This is a genomic window from Pseudomonas sp. MWU318, assembly GCF_016756945.1.
Taxonomy (GTDB): domain Bacteria; phylum Pseudomonadota; class Gammaproteobacteria; order Pseudomonadales; family Pseudomonadaceae; genus Aquipseudomonas; species Aquipseudomonas putida_A.
Window position 1 is genome coordinate 41,370 of record NZ_JAESJL010000008.1, and the last position, 23,132, is coordinate 64,501.

Below are 23,132 nucleotides of genomic sequence, written 5' to 3' on the forward strand. Positions count from 1 at the left end.
ACACTAACAACCGTCACAAACTTTCACCCACCGATGAAATAGCTGATGACCATAGAACAGCTTTCAGAAAAGCAACGCGACATAGTCAACAATTGCCTACTAGACTTACTGGAGTCATCATCTTTACACAACTCTAGTTTTTTGCCAAAAGCTTTAGAAAGCCTAATTAAATCGCATGGCTTTGGCATAGAAATGTCTGGGATATATATAAGCACGGACGAAGATCCAGAAAACATCCCTGAATACCTGGAAGATGGAATTGCTTTTGAATTTATGGATAGCCACGTCACATTGCCATTTAAGTTTTTATCATTTCTTGGTGCGCTACACAAAAACAGGTGGAAGAGCTTAATCTAGATATAACACTAGAAAAACTAAGAAAAAATTCAATTAAACACTTAAAACCAAAAAAATTAAAAAATAAATCTCGGCAAAAGGGGATGATTTTATTTTCCAGCCTGCCCTTTCTAATCAATAGAGGTTGAAAGACTCCCCTTGGCCAGCCCTCTTTTCAGAAAATAAATCCGCCCCTTTTTTCATTGAAAAAATTCGATGACTGGGAAAAGCTTCAATGAAGACCACTTTTGAAACTGCTTTAGTCCTTCACGAAATATCTGATTTCTTTAAAGGAAATGGACAATATTTTGCTCGAGACTCCGACTGGGGAGACCATTTTTTTATCAGCAACTGGCAGGAAATGTGCAGCGTTTTAAAGAATTAGAAAGCCGCACAAAATTTACTCACATCGATATTTGAAGATTACGCAAAATATTTTAAGGAAGATTATTCAGATGCCGAAGTATTATTCTCCAATATAAGCGCCTACTACACACTTAAAAATAAAATAGCCTTTTTATCAAGCAATAGTCACGACTTAATCGAAAGTCTTGGCGAGAGAAGCAAGAAAAATATAGGAAAACTATTTCGTTTGCTTAGGCAACAGTACGATTTAAAAAACAAAGATCTTCCAAAGTACACTTCCGATGAGGAAATCAAACGATTAAAGCTCAAGGGATGCACTCTTAATCTTGAACAGCTTTGAAAAAGCATGCAGATCACGACTTCGGCACAGCTGATGATAGACATTTAAAGAATTCAAAGTCTAAAAACTCTGCTAATCCCATAAAAATATCGCATTAATATCAGCGACCACCGACACGATAGAAAAACGAATAAAGGGCACAGATTTTTTGTGTAGGCAGCCCAAAAAAGTAATCAAAATAAATCTGTTACCTTTTGCCTCTTTTGCCTTCGATGACACTAGGACCGGAAAGGTCCCCGGCACCAATGAACACTACCCCTTCAAGGAAAAAAAATGAAAACCTGGAATGAACATGATGGCAACACCTTATTCAATAGAGTGTTCACCAAACCTATTAAAATTAGCACGATAAAGTTATTCCAAATAACAATCGACAACAACAGACCTAACATAACCTTCGAATTCGATATCCCAGAAATCCCCGACTCCGCACCTGAAAAATGGATAAAGATGGGATTCAACACTTGCCGCATTGGCTTGAGCTGCAACGGAGTCAAGGAATTATTCTTAAAAAACATACCTACTCAAGAGAGCCTCACTATCAAAATAGAGAAAATTGACGAGTATTTTTTAATCCGTGCAGAAAATGAAAACTCTCTATTGGAGTTCAAAACAAAATACCCATTACTTTGCGGCCCTTCGGTTTACATGAGCACCCATGAATAAACATCAAATCACACTCGCCAACAACTGGACCGCCACCTTCGAAAACAACGGTGAGTTCCGCATGGGAGCCGAAGGCTGGAGCTTGCTCCTGGAAGGATCTGACGGCAGAAATATCAAATACTTTTCGGACAAGGTCATATTGGTCAACGATGACGACGGCACCCAGGCTAATTCGTGCATTCGTCTATCCAGCGATGGTATCTACGGTTATTTGAGCACAGCCGTTGATAGCTGCTGGGTCATCGATTTTTCGCGGTGCATGATCGCCCCGCACCGAGTGAGCATCCATCACTACCATGACGCCTATGACGAAAGCGTGGCAGCTTACGAACAACCCGCCTTCAAGCGTGTGAGGCAATACATCAGTGTGGTTGGAAGGTACATCTATCTGACCTTCCCGCTGACCAAAGATGAAGATTTCCCCAAGGTATGGGAAGAGTATCTATCCATACGCAAACGCCAACTGGATGAACTCTATTTCAGAAACTGATCAGTGGGCGCCAATATCATCGTAGCTATTTGTGCGCCCTACCCGATCAACTCGTCCATCACCTCATACTTAACCACCACCCGATTCCGATACAACCTCACCCGCTCCACCAACTCCCCCACCTGCCCCTTCTCCCGCACTTCCCGCCAAATCTCATTCTCCCGATACACCCGCTCTCCCTCCCGTACAAACCGGTGCCCTTCCTGAAACACGTGATACCGATACTCCCGCACCTGATCGCACAACAACTCGCCCTCCAGCTGCGTGTCCCCCACATTCAAACTCAACTGAAAACTCCGATCCGTCGGGTTGTGCAGTACCAGGTCAACGTAGTTGTAGAAAATCGCCGCGCCGGAACCGAATGGCAGTACTCGGCCTTCGTCCGGGAATGGGTCGAAGCTGTGGTTGGAGCGTTCAACGACTATCAGCGGTGAGTGGATCGCCATCCAGTGGATCAGGTTGCTCAGTTGGCAGATTCCGCCGCCGATACCGCTGCGTGCTTCGCCGAAGGACAGTTCCATGCCTTCGACGTAGCCGCGTTTGCGGGTTGGGCGGCCGACGAGGCGGCAGAAGGAGAAGTGTTCGCCGGGGGCGATGATGAGGCCGTCGATGGCGGCGACGGCGAGTTTGAGGTTGATGACTTTGTTGTGTTGCAGGGCGAGGTCGGAGTTGCCCAATTTGCGGATGAGTTTCGAGGTGTGTTTGAGGTAGCGGAATGGCAGACGGTCAGCGCCGGCCACAAGGCGTGCGTAGCGTTTGCTGGAGCAGTGCCAGGCGATCTGGCGGAACAGTCTTTTTTGCCACACGCGCAGCCAGTACAGGGCCGGGTGGTAGAGGGAAAGTGGTTTCATCCGTGAGTCTACGGCGGGCGCCGTTTGTTCCTTCAAGCGTGCAAAAGGGGTGCGCAGTTTAGCGTACGTCGCGCGCGAGGTGTCTTGGCTCGACACACTTTGACGTGTTTGCTGAACGCCGAATTAAGCTTCAACTAAGCTTGCGTCGCTAGCATCCCGGCCCGAGAGACACCTGTCGCCGATCAACCGCGGATGAGCTTCCCGAATGAGCCAGTTTGATTTGCCAGCCGTTACGCAGCCGAATTTCAGTCTTGTATTGGTAAATTACAAAACCCCGGACATCACCCGGATGTGCCTGGAGTTGTTGCGCCAGCATGTTCAGGCGCAGCGCATTCCGGTTTGGGTGGTGGACAATGATTCGGCGGATGCCAGCCTGGATTACTTGCGCTCGCTGGACTGGATCAATCTGATCGAACGTCCCTCCCCCGGCAAAGAAGCGGGACATATTGCGCATGGCAAGGCGCTGGATCTGGCGCTGGAAAAAGTTGAAACCGACTATCTGTTTCTGCTGCACACCGACACCTTTGTCTACGACAAGGAAGTCTTCGCGATGATGCTGCGTGAGTGTACAAAGTCTGCGGACATCGCCGCAGTCGGGTGTGTCGAGCAAATCAATCGTGGGATTGTCAGAGACACCTGGCGACTAACTTCGCGGTTTTGCAAACACTATATTCGCCGGGCGAAAACTGCGTTGGGTTTGCGCAGTAAAGAGCCGAAACCTTATCGGGAAACTCACCTCAAGAGTTTTTGCACCTTGTGGAACGCCAAGTTGATGAAGTCCCAGGGACTGCACTTTTGCATGGATGACCGAGTGCCCGGTTATACCCTGCAGGATCGAATGGTCGGTCTGGGCTATGGCATCAAGCTGCTGTCACCACGCAAGATTTTCCGCTATCTGGATCACATCCAGGCAGGAACCGTCGCCGCCGCCGGCACGTACGGCAAAAACCACCGCCGCACCAAGATGTATGAAGCCACCCTCAAACGCTTTGCGGGGCAGGTGTCGGCATAATTGCGAACACAAAAAAGGGCGACTGCAAAGTCGCCCTTTTTTTATCTGAAATTGTATACATCCGCTCCGAAGAGGTGTTCGCCCAGTGTAATGGCCTGGCAATCCATGCACCGGTAAAGAGCCCTGACACTGGGCGAACGGGAAGGATTTTAATAGAAGTTGGCGGATATGTCGTCATACACAAAGGTAAATTTTATGTACGAAGAAGTTAATAGATATTTATCGACGAAATCCTTTCGTGAAACTTTCAAAGCACGGCTCAGCTCATTTCAGATGATTGTTCTCATACAATAATCTGTACAAGAACAACCATCTTGTAGAGTTAATACTCAGCTTTCATGCTGACTGGTCACTTTTAATACATCGGTATAAGTGACAACTACGCTCTGCCCGACTTTCAGATCTTTCAGCTTGGCCTGAATTTCAGGCTTTTTGACATCGAGGATTTTCGACTTACCTTGAGGGTTTTCCAGGGTCACCTGATTATTCTTCAAATCAATTTTGGTGATTTTCAGTTGCACCTGAATCTGCCGGTAAGCCTCGCCGCCCGGGTTTTCGCTGCCCGGCGCCTTGCGCAGCTCGCCGCTACGCTCGACGGTGCCAGGCAGGCCTTTTTCTACATCGGTATCGAGGTAAGCCGCCACCGAGCGTTGTACTTCGACTTTTACCAGATCGCCGACCTGAAGATTGGCGAGGTTTTTCGCCTTGTCGCTGAGCTGAACGTGAACTTGACGACCTTCGGCGCCTTCCAGCACCACCTGATGGTTGGCCGCATCGACGGCCAGCACTTTGGTGGTGACTTGATCGGCCTCGACGGTGGCAGACAGCGGTATATCGGCCGCCATTACGCCGAAGCTGGTGGCGGACAGGACGGTTGCGAGGGTGATGGCCTTGGCCAGAGCGTGGAGCTTCATAAGCGGTACTTTCCCTGTAATGAATGGCAGCAACCGGCGCCAACGTGTGATTGGCGCCGAATGTGCCACTGAGCATAGTCGCTGTTCAGGGCTTGGCTTTCGTTTCTGCCGCGGCGGTCTCCTGCGCGGTGGTTTCGCCACTGGTGGTGCCCTTGCCGCTGTCCTTGCGTTGCTTGGGGTCAGTCGGGCGCAGGGCGTCGTTGTCGCGCTCGGTTTCTCCCGGTGGCCGGGGTTCGTCGGGGTGTTCGCTGGGGGATACGGGTTTCATGGTGGTTCTCCTCAGGCGTCAGGGTCATCCAGTTCATTGGTAACGTTCACGGCAGGCGAATCCTTGTGCAGGTCATCGGCCTTGGCGCGCAGGATCTGCCACTGCTCCAGATCGATCGCGCCCTGGCCGAGCAGATCGTCGGCAATGCGTTGCAGGTCGAAATAATGAGCGTCGGGGGATTGCTGCCAGTAGGTCTGATCGTCGAACAGGCGCTGCCAGGTGGTGAGGTCTGGGGGTTGCAGGTCGTCGCTCATGGTCAATCCTCCGCGGGTATTACGTTGTAGAGGCTGCGCGACGAAACGGAGTTCAACCCAATCCCTGTAGGAGCTGCCGCAGGCTGCGATCTTTTTAAAGATCAAAGTCAAAAGATCGCAGCCTGCGGCAGCTCCTACATGAATGGCAATCAGCGGTCAGTACCCGGTCATTTCCAGATAGCCGCGCCCGCCATGGCTGCCGCTGATCCGCACCGGCCCTTCCCAGTAAGGGATGCGCAGGTTCATCCAGGCATTGGGATTGAGTGCGTCGAGGCTGATGTCGAGGTGTTTGTCGGGAATGCTGATCGACCAGCGCACCGGTATCTTGCGTCCGGCGACTTTGGCGGTGTCCTGAGGCGTGAGTTTGATCTGCTCGCCCCTCAGGGTTTCGGTCTGGCCGTCGGCGTTGATCCAGGTGCCGGTCAGATACGGCGCGCCATCGGTTTGCCGGGTGCGAAACAGCATCAGCGACTCACCACTGTCCAGGTGCAGGGAAAACCAGTCCCACCCGGTCTGATTGGCTGCCAGTGGCTGGCTGCTCCATTCACGATCCAGCCACGCCGGGCCGCTGACGGTGTAGGTCTGGCCGTCGATTTGCAGGGTGCCGCTGGCCTGAAAGAACGGCTGACTGTAGTAGTACGAGGCCTGGCCCTGTTCGGATTTGCGGCTGAAACCCTTGTCACCCTGCAACACCAGCGGCCGACTGGAGGTGAGGTGCAGTTGATAGCTGAAGACTTTGTCGCTGGCGCTGAGTTGCAGATCGGTCAGCGGATCCTGCGCCTGACTGGCGAAACGCCAATCATCGATCCACGCCTCGAATGGCGCCACGTTCACCCCGGCCTGCCCCACTCCGCCCCGGGCATAGCGCTCGGCGGCATGGTGCGCGGTGGCCGACGTCACCGCGGCATGCCCGAGCCAGATCGTCTGATTGCCCCAGCCCGGCTGCTCTGCCGCAGGCTTTAACGCACTGCGAAACAGCGTCCACTGCACACCGAAATCGTGGCCCTGCCGGTCCTTGAGATTGGCGGTGACGTACCACCACTCGATACGAAAACCGTCATGCGCGCCGTGATCCGCCGGAAAGCTGAATACCCGCCCCGGCACCACAGCGGTGAACTGCGCAGCCTGATCGCCAAGCCCGGCGAAGCCCCTTTGCTCAGGCACAGGCTGATCGCAACTGCCCAACAGCAGCAGCGCGAACAGCAGCGCAACCCGGTTAATCCTCATGAGCAAACGTCCTCAGCAGATCCGCCGGTTGCGTGCGGTACAACGAATACAGCGGCCACGCCGAGGCCAACAGAGTCGCCAGCAACGCCAGCCCGAGCAACTGCAGCAGTTGCAGCGGGAAAACCCGCAACGGCAAACGCCAGCCGAATGCCTGCACATTGATCACCGCGTCCAGACACCACGCCAGCGCGATCCCCAGCGGCAACGCCAGCACCAGCGTCAGCACCGCCAGCAGCCAGGTCTGGCCGAGGTTAAGCAGCATCAACTGGCGGCGCGTCACGCCCAAGGCCCACAGCGGCGCCAATTGCCCGAGGCGGCTCTGGCTCTGGGTCAGCAGGCTGATGAACAGCGCCACACCGGCCACCGCCAAAGTCAGGCTGTTGAGCGCGGCAGTGGCGGCAAAAGTGCGCTCGAAAACCTGCACCGACCAAACCTTGAGCCTCGCCTGATCGACGATGCGGCTGTCGTCGAGCTGAAAGCGCGTTTGCAGCGCAGACAAAAACGGCGGGATATCGGGCGGCGCGATGCGCAGGTTGAAACGGTTCGGCGTCAGTGACGGCCACAACCGCAGCAAATGATTGCTGTTGACCAACACGTGCCCCTTGGGATTGCCGTAGTCGGCGTAGATCCCGACGATCCGCGGTGACCACGCCCCGCCCGGTGTCGGCACGTTCAAATGATCCCCCGCCCGCACCTTCAGCCGTCGTGCCAGTTGTTCGCTGAGCATCACTGAATCGTCGTTCGCCAGATGCGCCCACGGATCTCCGGCAATCGCCTCGAGCAACGGCCAGTGCTGCCGGTAATAAGGATGATCGATCACCCCGAAGACATCCGCCGGCCAGCCTTGCAGGGTGACCGCGACTTGCCAGTTGGGCAGCACCGCCCTGACGTTCGGCTGTTGTTTGAGCCAGGTGTACATCTCGCGCGATTGCGCCGGATTGACCGGGTTGAGGTACAGCTCGGCACTGAGGCGTTGTTCGAGCCAGTCGTCGAAGGTCTGGCGAAAACCGGCGGTCATGCTGCCGGCGCCGATATTGGCCGACAGCGCCAGCAGCAACGCCATCAGCGCCAGGCTGAGTGCCGGCAGTTGCTGGCGGCAATCGGCGAGAAACCACTGACCGAGCACCGAACGACTGCGCCCGAGCAAAGGAGTAAGCACTGCGCTGAGCACCACCGGCAACGCCAGCGCAGCGCCGAGCAGCAACCCGGCCATCAACACAAAACCACTGCTCAGACTGTCGCCCCAGACCAGCGCCAGCAGCGCGATCAGTCCCAGCACCGCCGCCAGCCAACCCTGACGGCGCAACCAGCGCGCATGTTGCTGATGCCAGGCCTGCGGATCCGCCACCGCCAACAGCGGCAAGCGTACCGCCCGCAGCAGACTGTTGGCACCGGCCAGCAACGCGCCGAACAGGCTCAAACCGATACCGCTGAACCACCACCACGGACTCAGGCGCAACTGCCCCGCCACTTCCGCGCCATACAGACCGCGCAGACTGGCGGCGACATCCGGCAGCAACACGCTCGCCAGCCAGTAACCACTGATGACCCCGAACACGCCGCCAACCAGCGCCAGCACACCCAGTTCGACGATCAGACTGCCGATCAGCATCCGTGCACTGACCCCACAGGCACGCAAGGTGCGCAGCAGGCCACGACGCTGCTCCAGCGCCAGACCGATGGCCGCGTGCACGATGAACAGTCCGACCAGAAACGAGAGAAAGCCCAAGGCGTCGAGGTTGAGGTGAAAGCTCTCGGTCAGGCGCGAAAGATTGTTTTCCTCGGCGCTGCTTTTAAGCTGCAACCGACCATTGAACGCGGCCGGCAGTTCGGCATGAAAATCCTTGGGCAATAACAGGCGTGACAGTTGTCCGGGCTGATCGAGCAGGGTTTGCGCGACGCCGATGTCGACCAGCAACACGCCAGGCGCCATGTCCTTTTGCGCGTGCAGCGGCGGCAGCGTCTGGCCGCTGGCGGTTTGCGGCGTGGCGCCTTCGGTCAGGCCCAAGGCGTGCAGGGTTTCCGGTGAAATCCACGTGCTGCCCGGCGGCGAGAAGAACGCGACGATGCGCTCGATCGGCATCGCCTGCCCGGCCACCGCAGCGTCCGTCGGCAGCGACACCGGTTCGATGCCCATCAGTTGCAGGCGCTGATCCGGGTGATCCTTGAGAACCAAACGGCCCTGCAGCAGCGGCGACACCGGCCAGCCTGCGCGGCGCAGATCGATGAACCACTGCTCGGTGAACGTCGCACCGCTCGGTGTGGCCAGACTGGCCTGGGGTTCGCCGCCGATCATCTGACTGGCCCGGGCGTAACTGTCGCGGGCCTGACTGTTCAGTGCCTCGACCCCGGTCAGCAGACTGGTCGCCAGCCACAACCCGGTCAGCACACTGAAGAACTGCACCGGATGCCGCCGCCAGTGGCTGAGCAACGCACGCAGGGTTTGCCAGAATACGTTCACGTCAGACGGCCGCTGGACAACACCACCCGCTGCACCAGTCGCGCCGCCACGCGTGGGCTGTGCGTGACCATCAGCAGCGTGGTCGGCGTGTCGTCGAGCAGTTCCAGCAACAGGCGCAGCACTTCGTCGCTGGTGGCTTCGTCGAGGCTGCCGGTGGGTTCGTCGGCCAGCAGCAGTTTCGGCCGCGACGCCAAGGCCCGGGCCAGCGCGACCCGCTGCTGCTGGCCGCCCGACAGTTGTTCGGGATAACGCTTGAGCAACTCGCCCAGCCCCAGACGCTGCACCAGATGCGCTTGCCAGCGCGGCTCATGGCGCCCGGCCAGGCGCGCCTGGAACGCCAGATTGTCCTCGACCCGCAGGCTGCCGATCAGGTTGAACTGCTGGAACACCAGACCGATTTCCGTGCGGCGCCAGTCGGCCAGTTGCGCTTCGTTCATCTGCTCCAGCCGATGCTCGCCGCTGTGGATGCTGCCGCGATCAACCTTGTCGAGGCCGGCAATCAGGTGCAGCAAGGTGCTTTTGCCGCTGCCGGATTCGCCCATCAGCGCCAGACTGCTGCCGGCTTCGAGCGTTAGGTCGACGCCTTGCAGCACCGGGAGCGGGCCTTGGGGGGTGAGGTAACTTTTGAACACGCCTTGAACCTGAAGCATGCCGCCATCCGTTGGGTCAGTGTGGGGCAAGGATAGCGGATACCGGCCTCAGCAGATCAGTGGTGTTTGCACTGGCCCCATCGCTGGCAAGCCAGCTCCCACAGGGATTGAGGTTGTCCACAAATACTGAATACACCCCAAAACACTGTGGGAGCTGGCTTGCCAGCGATGAGGCCAGTGAAACCGGCACAAATCTCACTCCCCGGTCGCCACACTGGTCGCCGCCGCACCCGGCGTGACGATGGTCTTCAGATCAATGTGCTTCCACTCAGGCTTGGCCCCCAGCCGCGCATTGAAGCGGTAGTTGAAGGTGAAGTCGTCCGCTGTCGGCAGCGTCAACGGTTTGCCGTACAGCGCCTCGACTCCCGCCAGGTCATAACCCATCAACTGCAGCAGCGTCGGAAAAATGTTGTAGTGGCTGGAGCGGTCCTTGTTCGCCGGCAACGCTTGCGCCCAGTCCGGCCCGTGCAGCTGATCGCCCTGAATCACCACCAGTGGCACCAGCCCTTCTTCCTCCACCGGATCGCCACCGCAGTGGGTATTAAGCCCGGGGTTGCCGCGTTCATGCAGGTCCTGGCCGTGATCGGAGGTGTAGATCAGCAGCGCGTTGTGCAAATTGGCCTGGGCAAATACCCGGGCGAAGAACTCGCCGACATTCCACAGCACGGTGTTCTTGTAGGCGTTGCGGTACAGCACCCAGTCATCCGGCTGGCCGTTGAAACCGTCGCGTTTGCCGGTGTCGGCGACTTCGGTGAATTGCCCGCGCGGCAAGGTCGGACGGTAGGCCATGAAGGCGTCGGGGTATTTGTCGTGCACCGGGAAATGCGCGCCGACCTTGTTGATCACCACCAACTCCGGCTGATCATCGTTGAGCAATTCGATCAGCTTGGCGGCGGCAGCCATGTCGCGGTCACGCACGCTGGTCTGGTCAAACTGGACGAATTCGTCGATGTCTTTTTTCTCGGTGTCGGTCATCAGGTTCTGCAGATTGCCGCCGGTGCGCTGAGCGTCGATGTACACCGTGCGCAACCCGGCCTTTTTCGCGTACTGCCAGATCGACGGCAGCGTGCTGTTGATGCGCATGTAATCGTCGCGGGTGCCGCCGTAGCGCAACGTGACGTTGGTGTCGGCGCTGCAATTGGCGATGGATGCGGCGTAGCCGTAGTTGAAAATGTCGACGCCCGGATGCGCCTGATTAAGGTTGCTGTGCACTCCGAACGGCGCGTTGATGTCCAGGTAATTGCCGGAAATGCTTTCGTCGATGATCAGCACGATGTCGTGATTGATCGCCACTGCGTTGCGCGCCAGCGTCACCGGCTCGCGCGGGCCGACCGTGTTGTGCAGCGCTTCATAAGCGAACAGGTTCAGATAGGCCAGCGGCGTGTACATGATCGGCAAACCGCGCGCGCCCTCGCCCGCCCGCAGGAACAACACCGCGCTCAATAGCAGCACACCACACACCGGCGCCGCCACACGCAACGCGTTGGGCACCACCAGTGCATGGCGCGGTTTCAGACCGATGCCGAACAGCAACAGCAGACCACTGAGCGCGCCATGAATGATCGCGTCGCGATACTGGTAGGCGGCCTCCTGAATGAAGCCGCCGGAGTACACCAGCGAGACAAAACTGCTGTAGCTCAGGTAATCCGCGGTGACCCGGGTATAGACATCGAAAAACACCGCCGAGACAAACAGTGTTATTGCGAATAAGTGGCGAATGAGAGCCTGACGAATATAAGCCGTTAGATATAACGCTAAAGTAAGCGCCAAAAACATCGCGCCAAAAAGAAGTACAGCAAAACCGACGCCGATAGCATTTAACCGATCAACGTAATATTCGGAATAAAGCAGCAAATAAACAATTAAAAGTACTTCTTTGGCATATCTGAACATGGCGATACCGCTCGTGCAAAACGGCAGGGAGTCAAAGGTTTGTCGGTCAGAACCTGACACTAGCACCCAGCCATCAAAGCGCAAGAATTGACTGTTTTCTTTAGAAAGCGTCAAAAAACCGGTGACTCAAATCTGACACACACAAAACGCTAGAAGCCTTTAAATTAAAGACTTACAACCGTTTATCGCTTATTTGAAATCTGAACAAATCTGCAAAAAAACAACAAATCCAATCGCAGCAATGACTTGATGGCCAATCGCCAAAAAGCGCTCAAGTGTTATACAGGTGCAACATGTCATTTTGCTGACACGCTTTCCAAACCCTGCGCTATACCCCTTTTACAGTCTTCTTCCGAACTTCTTCTTTTCGCTCTATCGAGGGTGCGCAGATGGACGTGAGCGTATTTGGCACCGGCTATGTCGGATTAATTCAAGCCGCCGCACTTGCAGATGTAGGGCATCGGGTTTTATGTGTCGATATTGACCCCAACAAGATCAAGCAACTGCAACAAGCTGTGCCACCTATTAGTGAGCCAGGTCTTTCCAGCACCCTCGAAGAAAACATCAAGGCCGGCCGCTTGCTCTTTAGCACCCAGGCCAGCGACGCGGTGGAGCATGCCGAGCTGATTTTCATCGCCGTGGGCACGCCGGCCGATGAAGACGGTTCCGCCGACCTGACCCACGTGCTGAACGTGGCTCGGGAGATCGCCTCGCACATGGAGGCCGATCGCACCCTGATCATCAAGTCCACGGTGCCGGTCGGCACAGCGGACCAGGTCGCCGCCAAGGCCAGCGAAGAGTTGCTGCGTCGCGGCAAAAGTGCCCTCAAGGTCCGCGTGGTGTCCAACCCCGAATTCCTCAAGGAAGGCAGCGCCCTCGCCGATTGCATGCGCCCGGACCGGATCATCGTCGGCACCCGCGATGACGAAGCCCGCGAGCAGATGAGCGAGCTGTACGCGCCGTTCTGCCGTAACCACGAAAAACTGATGTTCATGGACAACCGCAGCGCCGAGCTGACGAAGTACGCGGCCAACGCGATGCTCGCCACGCGCATCAGCTTCATGAACGAACTGGCCAACCTCACCGAACTGCTCGGCGCCGACATCGAAGCGGTGCGCAAAGGCATCGGCTCCGACCCGCGCATCGGCTACCACTTCATTTATCCCGGTTGCGGCTTCGGCGGTTCATGCTTCCCCAAGGATCTGCGCGCCCTGCTGCACACCGCCGAACACAACGGCATGCCGCTGAAATTGCTGCGCAGCGTCACCGACGTCAACGACAGCCAGCGGCACATCCTCTTCGGCAAACTCAAGGCGCAGTTTCCGCAGGGTCTGGCCGGCAAGTCGATTGCGATTTGGGGCCTGGCGTTCAAACCCAATACCGATGACATGCGCGAAGCCCCCAGCCGCTACCTGATGGACGCGCTGTGGGCCGAAGGCGCCAGCGTGCAGGCCTACGATCCGGAAGCCATGTCAGAATGCCGGCGCCTGTACGGCTATCGCAACGACCTGCACCTGTGCGCCACCCGCGACGACACCCTGGAAGATGCCGATGCGCTGGTGATCTGCACCGAATGGAAAAATTTTCGCGTGGTGGATTTCGAGTTGCTGGCGAGCAAGCTGCGCTCGAAAGTGATTGTCGACGGTCGCAACCTCTACAACCCGGAACACGTGGCCGCCGCCGGTTTGCATTACAGCGGCATCGGCCTGCGCCACATCGCTCCGGAAGGACTGCGCCCATGAAAATCCTGGTCACCGGCGCAGCCGGCTTCATTGGCGCCCATTGCGTGTTGCGGCTGATGCGCGACGGGCATGCGGTGGTCGGCCTGGATAACTTCAACGGCTATTACGACCCGCAACTGAAACACGATCGGGTGCAATGGGTGCGCGATCAGGTCGGGCATTTCCCGCTGGCGCGGATCGATCTGGCCGATGCCGCCGCGATTGAAGCGCTGTTTGTCCGCGAGCAACCGCAAGTGGTGATCCACCTCGCGGCGCAGGCCGGGGTGCGCTACTCGCTGGAAAATCCGAAGGCCTACCTCGACAGTAACCTCTGCGGTTTCCTGAATATTCTCGAAGGCTGCCGGCACCATCCGGTGGAGCACTTGATCTACGCCTCGTCGAGCTCGGTGTATGGCGCCAACCAGCACACGCCGTACTCGGTGCATGACGGGGTGAATCATCCGCTGTCGCTGTACGCCGCGACCAAAAAAGCCAACGAGCTGATGGCCCACAGTTACAGCCATCTGTTCGGCATTCCCTGCACCGGTCTGCGCTTTTTCACCGTGTACGGGCCATGGGGTCGGCCCGACATGTCGCCGATCCAGTTCGCTCGGGCGATCACCGAAGGCACGCCGCTGAAGCTGTTCAACTACGGCGAGCACCAGCGCGATTTCACTTATATAGACGACATCGTCGAAAGCATCGCGCGCCTCACCGACCATCCGCCGCACAACCACCCGGAGTGGGATCGTGAACATCCCGACGCGGGCAGCAGCATGGCGCCGTGGTGCCTGTTCAACATCGGCGGCCACCACCCGGTGGAGCTGAAAACCTATCTGGCACTGATGGAAAAACACCTCGGCCAGAAAGCCATTGTCGAGCTTTTGCCCCTGCAACCGGGCGATGTGCTCAACACCTGTGCCGAGACCGATGATCTGGCCCAGGCCACCGGGTTCCAGCCCCGGATCGAGCTGGATGAAGGACTGGGGCGTTTCATCGCCTGGTTTCGCGACTACTACCCCACTGCCTATCGCCCACGCGCCGCTCGCGGCTGAACATCAGCGGAGGACCCCATGACTGGACATGAACAAGGTGTACCGATCAATCAGATGCGCCGCGACAAGCGCATGGATCCCGAGCACCGAATGCGCCTCGATTCCGCCATCCACATGCAGGGCCGTGGCTGGTTGACCGGCCGCGACGGTGGCCGGCCATGGACGCTGTCACGCACCAACCGGGTATTGGCCTGCTTCGGTGCGCTGCTGATTCTGGTGGTGTTTTCGCCGCTGCTGCTGGGCCTGGCGCTGGCCATCAAATTCACCAGCCCGGGACCGGTGATGTTCGTGCAGAAACGCACCGGTTATCGCGGCCGCACCTTCGGCATGTACAAGTTCCGCACCATGGTCTGCAACGCCGAAGAGCTGAAGGAATCGCTGCGCCACCTCAACAAGCACGGGGTCGACGCCATCGACTTCAAGATCGACAAGGATCCACGCATCACCGGCATCGGCGGTTTCCTGCGGCGTACCAGCCTCGATGAACTGCCCAACCTGTTCAACGTGGTCAGCGGGGACATGCGCCTGGTCGGCCCGCGGCCGACCTCGTTCAACGCCTACCGCTACAAGGACAACCACCTTGCGCGCCTGAGCATCTACCCCGGCATGACCGGCCTGTGGCAGATCTCCGGGCGCAGCAACATCGACTTCGACCAGCGCGTTGAGTTGGACCTCAGCTATATCGCCGAGCAAAGCCTTTTGCTTGATCTGAAGATCTTGTTGAAAACCCCCTTCAAAGTATTCAGCGGCCACGGAGCAAGCTAATGGACGGTTCAACCAACAAAAGCCTGAGCATTGCCAACCCCAGCGAATCGAACCTGATTTCGACCGTGCTGGATCTGGATCTGCGGATCCTGTTCCTGACCGCCGCCAACCCCGGCGCGGGCACCACCACCAGCGCGCTGGCGCTTGCCAGCCAACTGGCGCAGATGAGCAGCGGCCAGGTGTTGCTGGTCGATGCCAGTCAGTCGGCAGGCAACCTCACGCAGCAATTGAACCTGGGCAAGGAGCGTGGCCTGCGCGACCTGCTGTTCAACCCGGACAACCCGCCGCTGTTGCAGGACTGCGTGGTGCAGGTCTCGAGCCTGCCGTTTCATGTGCTGCCCAATGGCCGACCGATCCGCACCCTCGAACACCTGACCGCCGAGCGCCTGAGCCCGCTGCTCGACCGCTTGGGCACCCAGTACCGTTTCGTGGTGATCGACGGCGACGCGGTGTATTCCGCCGCCGACACGCTGGTGCTCGCCACTCAGGTCGATGGCGTGGTGTTCGTGGTCCGCGCCGAAGACACCCGCTGGGAAGTCGCCCAGGCCGCCGTGCAACGCCTGACCCAGGCCGGCGCGAAAGTGGTCGGCAGCGTATTCAACCGGCGCAAGTACTACATGCCCAAGTGGCTCTACAAAAACCTGTAAGCAAACGCGAAGGATGACGCCATGAACGCCAAGATACTGGTTCTGCTGATGCTGCCGCTTGCAGGCTGCTCCAGCACTTCCGAAACCCAGAACATGCCGGTGAACATTCTCACCGCCACCCCGGCCAATGCCCAGGCCACCGACATGCCCAAGGTCGAACAGACCCTGCGTCCGCAAGACGTGCTGGATGTGATCTTCCACATCAGCACCAGCGGTTCGGACGCCTACCGCGTGCAGTCGGGTGACCAGATCGGCCTGAACTTCACCGCCGCCAGCCAGCTCAACGGCAACCAGTTGGTGCTGCCCGACGGCACCATCAACCTGCCAGGCGCCAACACCTCGGTGAAAATCGCCGGTCTGACTGCCGACGAGGCACGCGATGAAATCCAGCGTGCCTACCAGCGCAAACAGCTGTTCCAGCCCAACCGTAATCAGCTGACGGTGCAAGTCATCAGCCCGCTGACCAATGAGCAGAACCTGAAAAGCGCACTGAATCACCCGGCCACCGGCATGAGCCGCGAGATCACCGTGGGCAATGACGGTTATGCGAGCTTTCCGGAAATCGGCGCGGTGCCGCTGCAAGGCATGACCATCAACCAACTGGAAACCTTCCTTAACCAGAAATACGCGCAATTGCCCGGGCGGATGAGCGTCGATGTGATGCTCAAGTCCACCGCCGGCAATGAGATCTACGTACTCGGCGAAGTCGGCCAACCGGGTTCCTACCCGATCCGCCGTCCGGTCTCGGTGCTTGAAGCGCTGACCCTGGCGCGCGGTACCAACGTCAAGGCGCGGCTGGACTCGGTGGTGATCATGCGGCGCAACGGCAACCAGGTGCAGGCCGTGCACTACGACGTGGAAAAAGCCCTGTCGGGCGATGCGTCGCAGATCGCCTACCTGCAACCGGACGACATGCTGTTCGTACCAAAAACCAAACTGGCGAGTGCCGGCGATCTCGCCCGGCAACTGGCCGACGTGGTGTTGTTCCAGGGCGTGGGCTTCAGCTTCGGCTACCGCGTCGACAACAAAAGCAGCAGCAGTAACTGACTCTCAGGTGACCGATCATGAATCCAAAGGAAAACTACCTGCATGAGTTCTTCAGGATCTTCTTCGCCAACAAGCAACTGGTGAAACGGGTCTTCCTGATCTTTGCAGTCATCGCGTTGGTACTGCCGCTGGTGCTCAAACAGAGCTTCGATATCACCGCTCAGGTGATCGTGCAGTCGAAAAAACTCTCCCAGGGTGACGCCACCACGTCACTGACGGTCGATAACGCCACCTTCATTCCGCCGTCGCTGGCGGACATGGAAACCGAAAGCAACATCCTGCGGTCCCCGGCGCTGATCCGCCAGACCATCAGCGAGCTGCGCGACAAGGGCGAGTACAGCCCGCCGGCGGGCATCTTCGCCAAACTGGTGAGCGACCCGTTCCGCCGCTATGTCTCTTCGCCGCTGCGTGAGTACGTGATCAATCCGCTGCGCAACATGCTCGGGCTGCAAACCGATCCGGTGCGTGACACCGTGCTCGACGGCCTGACGCAAGATGCGATCAACAGCCTGAAAATCGAGACCCTGCCAGGCTCCAACGTGATCTCGATCGTCTACAGCTTCCCCGATCCGCATCAGGGCACGACGTTCGTCGCCACTCTGCTGCAGAACTATCTGGGCAGCCGTCAGGCGCTGCAATCGATCGACCTGCCGCAATCCTTCTATGAAACCAAGAAGCACCTGTATCAGGTGCGTCTCGACGGGCTGGAAGGTAATCGGCAAGCGCTGCTGGAAAGTGTTGCATCGTCCGATCCGAAGGAAGAAATCACCTTCCGCCTGAACGCGATCAATACCGAAGAGCAGGCCCTGAACCTGTATCAGGATCGCCTGTTGCAGAGCCAGCGCTGGCTCGAATACCTGAAAACCGCGCTGACGGCCGCCAGCAGCAACAAGCTCAACGACTACACCTTCCCCTTCACCTTCACCACCACCGTCGATAACGTGGCGTTCGAGGATCGGGAAATCAAACAGTTGGGCGAGCAACTGACCACTCAGGTCAGCCGCTACATGAATGACCTCGCGGTGTTCCAGCCCGGCAGCGAGCCGATGCTGCTGACCCGCGAACAGATCGCCCGCACCCGCCAGCAGTTCCTCAAAGTGGTGAGCAACCGCATTCAGGAGCGCACCAACGATCTGGCCGTGGTGCAACAGGTGATCGATCAGAAAACCGCGCGCATCGCCGAGTTCAAGAACCGCATCCACACCTTGCAGCAGACCCAGAGCAAGCTGCGGCAGATGGATACGGAAATCGACGCGCTGCACACGGCGTTCTCGACCTACGCGCAACGCTTTGCCGAAAGCAGCACCGCCGGTTCGCTCAACGACGACCTGTCGAACGCCAAGGTGCTCAGCCCGCCGTTCGAGCCGACCGAGCCGGCGTTCCCCAAACCGCTGCTGATCATTCCGTTCGGGCTGTTCACCGGTCTGCTGCTGGCGATTGCCCTGGTCTATGTGCGTGAGTTCTTCGATCACCGTTTCAAACACCCGGCGCAAATCACCCACGAACTGGGCCTGCCGGTGTTGCTGGTGATCAACGACGAAAACGTGCTGCCGAGCAATCCGCACAAGAACTGGACCGTGCCAAGCTTCGTGCACTGGGTGCGCAATTGAACACGCTGTCCACCCCGAACGCCGCGCTGCCGATCATTCACTTGCTCAGCAGCGGCGGCTTCTATGGGGCCGAGCGCATGCTGCTCGATCACTGCCTGGCGACACCGGGGCAGCACCAGGTGCTGTTCCTCGATGCACCGCCGGCGTTGATCGCGCGCTTTCGCGAGGCCGGGGTGGACTGCCGTGGCTGTGCCGGGCTGGGTGAGCTGTTGCGCCACCTGCGGGCCCGGCGCAGCGAACGGCCGCTGATCAATACGCACAATTTCAAAGGGCTGTTGTTCGGCTGGGTCGCGGCGACGCTGTTGCGTTTGCCGCTGGTCATTACCCAACACGGCTTCACCCCGCGCAGCCGCAAGCAGAAGTTCTACACCTGGCTGAGTCTGCAGTTGTGCCGCACGGCGTCGGTGGATCGGGTGGTGTGCGTGGCCGAGAGCATCGCCGTATTGCATCGTCAGGCCAGCGTGCAGGCGGAAAAACTCCAGGTGATCCCCAACGGATTGCCCGCCGCCGACGCGCTGGTCAGCACCGTTGACCGCCAGCGCTGGCTCGCCGGTTACGTCGGGCGCCTGAGCAGCGAGAAAGGCCCGGACCTGTTTCTCGATGCGCTGATTCCGCTGTGTCACCAGCATCCGCAACTGGACGCGGTGATGCTCGGCGACGGCCCGGAACGCGAGGCGCTGCAGGCGCGGATCGACGCCGCAGGTTTGCAGCAGCGGATTCGTCTGCCCGGTTACCAGACCGCCATGCAACCGTGGTGGCAGCGCCTGGATGCGCTGGTGATCAGCTCGCGCACCGAAGGCACGCCGATGATTCTGCTCGAAGCGATGCAGAGCGGCGTGCCGGTGGTGGCGTTCGCCGTCGGTGGCATTCCCGATGTGCTCGAGCACCGGCACAACGGTCTGCTGGCGACACCTGCCGACAGCGCCGACCTCGCCCGTCAGCTCGACAACCTGCTGAGCGAGCCGAAACTGGCCCGGCATTTGTGCGACAACGCAAAGCGTACGCAACAGGATCGCTACGACCTCAAGGCCCTTGCCGAACGCTGGTCGCAGCTGTACATCCGCACGGCACGGGAGGCACGCGCATGATTTTCCCGCTCTCGATCGTCACCCTGCTCGGGATGGTGTGCATCGGTCTGCTCGCCAGCCCTTATCCGTTTCTCGCACCCGGCGCGGTCATTGGCCTGGTGGGTTTCACGGTGTTGTATCGCAAGCCGGCCTGGGGTCTGCTGGGCATTGCCGCGCTGGTGCCGTTCGAAGGTTTCTTCAAGGACAGCGCGCTGTCCGGGAGCAAACTGATCGGTGCCTCGCTGGCGGTGATTCTGATGCTGCAACTGGCCATGCACCAGATTCCTTCCGAGCGCCTGCGCAGCAATATCTGGAGGTTTCTGCTGTGGTTTCTGGCGCTGTATTTCCTCAGCCTGCTCAACACCGACGACATGGGCATGTCGCTGGGGCATCTGCGTGAACTCAGCGTCGGCCTGATCCTGTTTGTCATCACCCTGCTGATCGGCCGTGAACTGAACCTCGACCTGTTCGCCCGACTGGTGACCCTGAGTGTCAGCGCCACCTGTGCTATGGCGATGTTTTCAGTCAAATTCCAGGATCAGGGCCGCGCTGCCGGTCTGCTGGAAGACCCCAACGCCTTCGCCCTGCTGATCGCCTTCGCCATTCCGTTGGCGCTGCTGCTGGTGATTCGCGGGCCGAATCTGTTGCATCGGTTGTTCTGGGGCGCTTGCTGCCTGTTGCTGCTCGGCGGCATGACCAAGACCGAATCGCGCTCCGGGCTGGTGGTGGTGGCGTTGAGTCTGTTGATCGGCTGCTGGCACTACCGCGCGCAACTGACCCGCATTCGCCCACGGCACCTGGGGTTCGCGATGCTCGGCGCGGCGATCGTGATTCCGCTGGCGATCTACGCCATGCCCGCCGGTTACCTCGCGCGCATTCAGTCCCTGAGCGTGTTGAGCGCCGGGGCCAAGGGGCACGACGACGAATCCCTCGGCCGGCGCGCCTCGTATATCGTGGTCGGCGGGCAGATGATCCGCGAGAACCCGCTGCTCGGCTCCGGTCCCGGCACCTTCCCGCTGCACTACGCGACCACCGGCTACGCCAAGGCGTTTTCCGCCAACCGCAAGATCGGCGACCTGTATCGCCGTGCCCACAACACCTACCTGGAAATTTTCAGTGAACTGGGGATTCCCGCCGGCCTGCTGTTTGTCGGCATGCTCGGCCTGGGCCTGTACAACCTGATCCGCGCCCGCGCCGCGTGGATGCTGCGACGCGACTGGCAGCAGGCAGACCTGATGACTCACCTCGGGGTGAGCTTTCTGTCGCTGACCCTGTTCCTGATGTTCCTCAGCGCACCGAACCAGAAATACCTGTGGATCATGCTCGCGCTGACCAGCGTCCTGCGCCTCAAGGCCGAACAGGCGCCACTGACCGAGGCCAGGACATGAGCCGGATCAGCATCATCATCCCGATGTACAACGAGGCCCGGCACATCGGCCGCACGCTGCTGGCCGCGCAAAAAGCCGCACATGCGGCCGATGTCGAGTGCGAGTTGATTGTGGTCGACAACGGTTCGAGCGACGACGGCCCGCACATCGCCCGCCAGTTCGGTGCACAGGTGCTGGTGCTGCCGGGCCTGCTGATCGGCGCGCTGCGCAATCGCGGTGCGCTGCTGGCAAGCGGCGAGTGGATCGCGTTCATTGATGCCGACGTCGAAATGCCCGAAGACTGGCTCAAGCCCTTGTTCGAGCTGCAAGCCGAGGGTCAGGCCGACGTCTTCGGTCTCGACCTGCATACCCCCGCCACTGCGCCGTGGTACGCCGCCGCCTGGCAACGGCGCACGCTGCGCCCGTCGAGTCAGGCATCGCACCCGGTGGACTGGCTGCCCAGTTCCAACCTGCTGATGCGCCGGCGCTGGTTCGACAAGGTCGGCGGCTTCAACGAACACCTGCGTACCGGCGAAGACAAGGAATTTACCCTGCGCCTGCACGAACAGGGCGCGCGGCTGCTGTCGGTGAACAGCAGCGTGGCCCTGCATTGGGGCTACGAGATGAACTGGCGCGAGTGGATGGGCAAGGAAATGTGGCGTCAGGGCAGTCATCTGCAACTGCTGCGCACTCACGGTTTCAGCCTGCGCCTGCTGCGCTTTCCGCTGCTCTCGCTTGGCGCGTGGCTGCTCGACTTGCTGGCGATTTCCGCATTGCTCAACGGTTTTCCGCACCACGCGGCCGTCATGGTGATGCTGACCACGATACCGGCGCTGGTGCTGAGCATTCGCCAGAGTTCACGCCATCACGATGTGGGCCTGACCCTGCAACTGTGGGGCCTGCACTGGGTGCGGCTGCACCTGGCCGGGGCGGCGTTGATTCTCAGTCTGTGTCATTGGAACGCCAGGAGGCCTGCCCGTGGCTGAATTCATTTTCTGGATGTGCCTGCTGCTGCCGGTATACGCCTACCTTGGCTACCCGCTGCTGCTGACTGTACTGGCGCCGCTGTTCCCGGCCTGGCGCCACAGCCCGGCGCCGCCGCTGAACATCAGCATCGTGATTGCCGCGCACAATGAGGCGCGGCACATCGAGCACAAGTTGCGCACGCTACTGGCGCAGGACTACCAGCCGGCCACGCTGCAGATCATTCTCGCCAGCGATGGCTCGACCGACGACACCGTGGCTTGCGCGCACAAAGTGGTTGATTCGCGCATCACTGTCCTCGACCTGCCGCGCCAGGGCAAAGCCGCGACGCTGAATGCCGGCGTAGCCCTGGCGACTGGCGATATTCTAGTGTTCACCGACGCCGACAACCAATGGTCGCGGGAAACCCTTGGCTACCTGCTCGCGCCACTCAGCGACCCGAATGTCGGGGCCTGCGCCGGGCACATGGTGATTCCGGTGACCGGCGGCGGCCTCAGCGTCGGCGACAGTCTGTACCGGCATTACGAGGGCTGGCTGCGTCGGGTGGAGAACCGCACCGGCTGCATGGTCTCGGCCGACGGCGCCCTGCTCGCCCTGCGCCGCGAGCTGTTCCAGAGCGTGCCGGCGGAGGTCAACGACGACTTCTTTCTCAGCACCTGTGCACCGGTGGCCTTCAAGCGCATTGTGTACGTGCCCGAGGCGCAAGTGATCGACCACGGTGTCGACGAAGCGGACAAACAGTTCCGCCGCCGTCAACGCGTCACCGTCGGTGGCCTGCAAAGCCTCGCCCAGCGCAGTGAGCTGCTCAACCCGCTCAAACATGGCCTGTATTCGATTGCGCTGATCAGCCACAAACTGATCCGCCGCCTGGCACCGATCCTCCTGCTGCCGCTGCTGCTGAGCAACTTCTGGCTGTGGGATGACCACGGTTTCTATCGACTGGCCCTGATCGCCCAACTGTTCGGCTACGCCATTGCGCTGGCCGGACTGCTGGACTCGCAACATCGCTTGCCCAAACCGTTTCGTCTGGCCGCGTTCCTGCTGGTCACCCTCGCCGGGATGAGTCTCGGCCTGTGGCAGTTCCTGCGCGGCCACCGATATGCCCAGTGGAACCCTGAACAGAACCGTTGAGAGGACCGAA

22 protein-coding genes are annotated in these 23,132 nt (G+C 59.1%); 14 read left to right on the forward strand and 8 right to left on the reverse strand.

What is annotated here, in order from left to right; translation table 11 throughout:
- Window positions 1-45 precede the first annotated feature (45 nt).
- The 3 genes from JN524_RS18755 (at window position 46) to JN524_RS18765 (ending at window position 2,198) form a co-directional block, all read left to right on the forward strand.
- Window positions 46-357: a hypothetical protein gene (locus tag JN524_RS18755; RefSeq protein WP_202370299.1), complete on the forward strand. Its 312-nt coding sequence runs from the start codon at window positions 46-48 to the stop codon at window positions 355-357.
- Window positions 358-1,315: 958 nt separating this feature from the next.
- A complete protein-coding gene (locus tag JN524_RS18760; RefSeq protein ID WP_202370300.1) occupies window positions 1,316-1,708 on the forward strand; it encodes an Imm50 family immunity protein in 393 nt (130 codons plus the stop codon).
- Window positions 1,701-2,198, forward strand: a complete 498-nt coding sequence (locus JN524_RS18765; protein WP_202370301.1) for a hypothetical protein — start codon at window positions 1,701-1,703, stop codon at window positions 2,196-2,198. The genes JN524_RS18760 and JN524_RS18765 overlap by 8 nt, the downstream gene beginning before the upstream one ends.
- Before the next feature lie 38 nt (window positions 2,199-2,236).
- Here the strand turns inward: JN524_RS18765 and JN524_RS18770 are convergent, their stop codons facing one another.
- On the reverse strand, window positions 2,237-3,049 hold the full coding sequence (locus tag JN524_RS18770) for a VanW family protein (protein ID WP_202370302.1): 813 nt from the start codon (window positions 3,047-3,049) through the stop codon (window positions 2,237-2,239).
- 205 nt (window positions 3,050-3,254) lie between these two features.
- Here JN524_RS18770 and JN524_RS18775 point away from each other — a divergent pair, with 205 nt between their 5' ends.
- The gene (locus JN524_RS18775; protein ID WP_202370303.1) at window positions 3,255-4,061 is read left to right on the forward strand and encodes a glycosyltransferase family 2 protein; all 807 of its coding nucleotides are present in this window, start codon (window positions 3,255-3,257) and stop codon (window positions 4,059-4,061) included.
- Window positions 4,062-4,390: 329 nt separating this feature from the next.
- Here JN524_RS18775 and JN524_RS18780 read toward each other — a convergent pair whose 3' ends face one another.
- The 7 genes from JN524_RS18780 to JN524_RS18810 form a co-directional block, all read right to left on the reverse strand.
- Window positions 4,391-4,975, reverse strand: coding sequence for a hypothetical protein (locus JN524_RS18780; RefSeq protein ID WP_202370304.1), 585 nt, complete (start codon window positions 4,973-4,975; stop codon window positions 4,391-4,393).
- A gap of 85 nt (window positions 4,976-5,060) precedes the next feature.
- Window positions 5,061-5,243 carry a hypothetical protein gene (locus JN524_RS18785; protein WP_202370305.1) on the reverse strand — a complete coding sequence of 61 codons (183 nt, stop codon included), beginning with the start codon at window positions 5,241-5,243 and terminating at the stop codon, window positions 5,061-5,063.
- Window positions 5,244-5,254: 11 nt separating this feature from the next.
- Window positions 5,255-5,497, reverse strand: a complete 243-nt coding sequence (locus JN524_RS18790) for a hypothetical protein (protein WP_097088770.1) — start codon at window positions 5,495-5,497, stop codon at window positions 5,255-5,257.
- A gap of 156 nt (window positions 5,498-5,653) precedes the next feature.
- Window positions 5,654-6,724: a lipocalin-like domain-containing protein gene (locus tag JN524_RS18795; RefSeq protein ID WP_202370306.1), complete on the reverse strand. Its 1,071-nt coding sequence runs from the start codon at window positions 6,722-6,724 to the stop codon at window positions 5,654-5,656.
- The gene (locus tag JN524_RS18800; RefSeq protein WP_202370307.1) at window positions 6,714-9,185 is read right to left on the reverse strand and encodes an FtsX-like permease family protein; all 2,472 of its coding nucleotides are present in this window, start codon (window positions 9,183-9,185) and stop codon (window positions 6,714-6,716) included. Before JN524_RS18800 ends, JN524_RS18795 begins: the two co-directional genes overlap by 11 nt.
- Window positions 9,182-9,835 (reverse strand): ABC transporter ATP-binding protein, encoded by a 654-nt coding sequence (locus JN524_RS18805; protein ID WP_202370308.1) that lies wholly within the window; start codon window positions 9,833-9,835, stop codon window positions 9,182-9,184. The genes JN524_RS18800 and JN524_RS18805 overlap by 4 nt, the downstream gene beginning before the upstream one ends.
- A gap of 195 nt (window positions 9,836-10,030) precedes the next feature.
- Window positions 10,031-11,728: a sulfatase-like hydrolase/transferase gene (locus JN524_RS18810; RefSeq protein WP_202370309.1), complete on the reverse strand. Its 1,698-nt coding sequence runs from the start codon at window positions 11,726-11,728 to the stop codon at window positions 10,031-10,033.
- 389 nt (window positions 11,729-12,117) lie between these two features.
- Here JN524_RS18810 and JN524_RS18815 point away from each other — a divergent pair, with 389 nt between their 5' ends.
- From JN524_RS18815 to JN524_RS18860, 10 genes are read left to right on the forward strand one after another with little or no spacing between them, the layout of a single operon-like run.
- Complete coding sequence (locus JN524_RS18815) at window positions 12,118-13,470, forward strand: UDP-glucose dehydrogenase family protein (protein WP_096796216.1); 1,353 nt, start codon at window positions 12,118-12,120, stop codon at window positions 13,468-13,470.
- Entirely contained in the window at window positions 13,467-14,504 is a 1,038-nt protein-coding gene (locus JN524_RS18820; RefSeq protein ID WP_041066280.1) for an NAD-dependent epimerase, read from the forward strand. Before JN524_RS18815 ends, JN524_RS18820 begins: the two co-directional genes overlap by 4 nt.
- Before the next feature lie 18 nt (window positions 14,505-14,522).
- The gene (locus JN524_RS18825) at window positions 14,523-15,269 is read left to right on the forward strand and encodes a sugar transferase (protein WP_135296168.1); all 747 of its coding nucleotides are present in this window, start codon (window positions 14,523-14,525) and stop codon (window positions 15,267-15,269) included.
- Entirely contained in the window at window positions 15,269-15,916 is a 648-nt protein-coding gene (locus JN524_RS18830; RefSeq protein WP_007961335.1) for a CpsD/CapB family tyrosine-protein kinase, read from the forward strand. Before JN524_RS18825 ends, JN524_RS18830 begins: the two co-directional genes overlap by 1 nt.
- A 21-nt stretch (window positions 15,917-15,937) precedes the next feature.
- A complete protein-coding gene (locus JN524_RS18835; protein ID WP_098964572.1) occupies window positions 15,938-16,963 on the forward strand; it encodes a polysaccharide biosynthesis/export family protein in 1,026 nt (341 codons plus the stop codon).
- Between the two features lie 17 nt (window positions 16,964-16,980).
- The gene (locus JN524_RS18840) at window positions 16,981-18,573 is read left to right on the forward strand and encodes a GumC family protein (protein ID WP_202370310.1); all 1,593 of its coding nucleotides are present in this window, start codon (window positions 16,981-16,983) and stop codon (window positions 18,571-18,573) included.
- Window positions 18,570-19,661 (forward strand): glycosyltransferase family 4 protein, encoded by a 1,092-nt coding sequence (locus JN524_RS18845; RefSeq protein ID WP_202370311.1) that lies wholly within the window; start codon window positions 18,570-18,572, stop codon window positions 19,659-19,661. Before JN524_RS18840 ends, JN524_RS18845 begins: the two co-directional genes overlap by 4 nt.
- Window positions 19,658-21,028 (forward strand): O-antigen ligase family protein, encoded by a 1,371-nt coding sequence (locus JN524_RS18850; RefSeq protein ID WP_202370312.1) that lies wholly within the window; start codon window positions 19,658-19,660, stop codon window positions 21,026-21,028. Before JN524_RS18845 ends, JN524_RS18850 begins: the two co-directional genes overlap by 4 nt.
- Window positions 21,025-21,993, forward strand: coding sequence for a glycosyltransferase (locus JN524_RS18855; RefSeq protein WP_098964579.1), 969 nt, complete (start codon window positions 21,025-21,027; stop codon window positions 21,991-21,993). The genes JN524_RS18850 and JN524_RS18855 overlap by 4 nt, the downstream gene beginning before the upstream one ends.
- The gene (locus JN524_RS18860) at window positions 21,986-23,122 is read left to right on the forward strand and encodes a glycosyltransferase (protein WP_202370313.1); all 1,137 of its coding nucleotides are present in this window, start codon (window positions 21,986-21,988) and stop codon (window positions 23,120-23,122) included. Before JN524_RS18855 ends, JN524_RS18860 begins: the two co-directional genes overlap by 8 nt.
- The last annotated feature ends 10 nt before the right edge of the window (window positions 23,123-23,132 follow it).

Bases quoted from the DNA above. Each gene is read 5' to 3' on its own strand.
- JN524_RS18855 (WP_098964579.1), top strand. From the start codon at position 21,025: ATGAGCCGGATCAGCATCATCATCCCGATGTACAACGAGGCCCGGCAC.
- JN524_RS18765 (WP_202370301.1), top strand. From the start codon at position 1,701: ATGAATAAACATCAAATCACACTCGCCAACAACTGGACCGCCACCTTC.
- JN524_RS18760 (WP_202370300.1), top strand. From the start codon at position 1,316: ATGAAAACCTGGAATGAACATGATGGCAACACCTTATTCAATAGAGTG.
- JN524_RS18835 (WP_098964572.1), top strand. From the start codon at position 15,938: ATGAACGCCAAGATACTGGTTCTGCTGATGCTGCCGCTTGCAGGCTGC.
- JN524_RS18805 (WP_202370308.1), bottom strand. From the start codon at position 9,835: ATGCTTCAGGTTCAAGGCGTGTTCAAAAGTTACCTCACCCCCCAAGGC.
- JN524_RS18815 (WP_096796216.1), top strand. From the start codon at position 12,118: ATGGACGTGAGCGTATTTGGCACCGGCTATGTCGGATTAATTCAAGCC.
- JN524_RS18810 (WP_202370309.1), bottom strand. From the start codon at position 11,728: ATGTTCAGATATGCCAAAGAAGTACTTTTAATTGTTTATTTGCTGCTT.
- JN524_RS18785 (WP_202370305.1), bottom strand. From the start codon at position 5,243: ATGAAACCCGTATCCCCCAGCGAACACCCCGACGAACCCCGGCCACCG.
- JN524_RS18795 (WP_202370306.1), bottom strand. From the start codon at position 6,724: ATGAGGATTAACCGGGTTGCGCTGCTGTTCGCGCTGCTGCTGTTGGGC.
- JN524_RS18840 (WP_202370310.1), top strand. From the start codon at position 16,981: ATGAATCCAAAGGAAAACTACCTGCATGAGTTCTTCAGGATCTTCTTC.
- JN524_RS18780 (WP_202370304.1), bottom strand. From the start codon at position 4,975: ATGAAGCTCCACGCTCTGGCCAAGGCCATCACCCTCGCAACCGTCCTG.
- JN524_RS18755 (WP_202370299.1), top strand. From the start codon at position 46: ATGACCATAGAACAGCTTTCAGAAAAGCAACGCGACATAGTCAACAAT.
- JN524_RS18790 (WP_097088770.1), bottom strand. From the start codon at position 5,497: ATGAGCGACGACCTGCAACCCCCAGACCTCACCACCTGGCAGCGCCTG.
- JN524_RS18850 (WP_202370312.1), top strand. From the start codon at position 19,658: ATGATTTTCCCGCTCTCGATCGTCACCCTGCTCGGGATGGTGTGCATC.
- JN524_RS18775 (WP_202370303.1), top strand. From the start codon at position 3,255: ATGAGCCAGTTTGATTTGCCAGCCGTTACGCAGCCGAATTTCAGTCTT.
- JN524_RS18825 (WP_135296168.1), top strand. From the start codon at position 14,523: ATGACTGGACATGAACAAGGTGTACCGATCAATCAGATGCGCCGCGAC.
- JN524_RS18820 (WP_041066280.1), top strand. From the start codon at position 13,467: ATGAAAATCCTGGTCACCGGCGCAGCCGGCTTCATTGGCGCCCATTGC.
- JN524_RS18770 (WP_202370302.1), bottom strand. From the start codon at position 3,049: ATGAAACCACTTTCCCTCTACCACCCGGCCCTGTACTGGCTGCGCGTG.
- JN524_RS18830 (WP_007961335.1), top strand. From the start codon at position 15,269: ATGGACGGTTCAACCAACAAAAGCCTGAGCATTGCCAACCCCAGCGAA.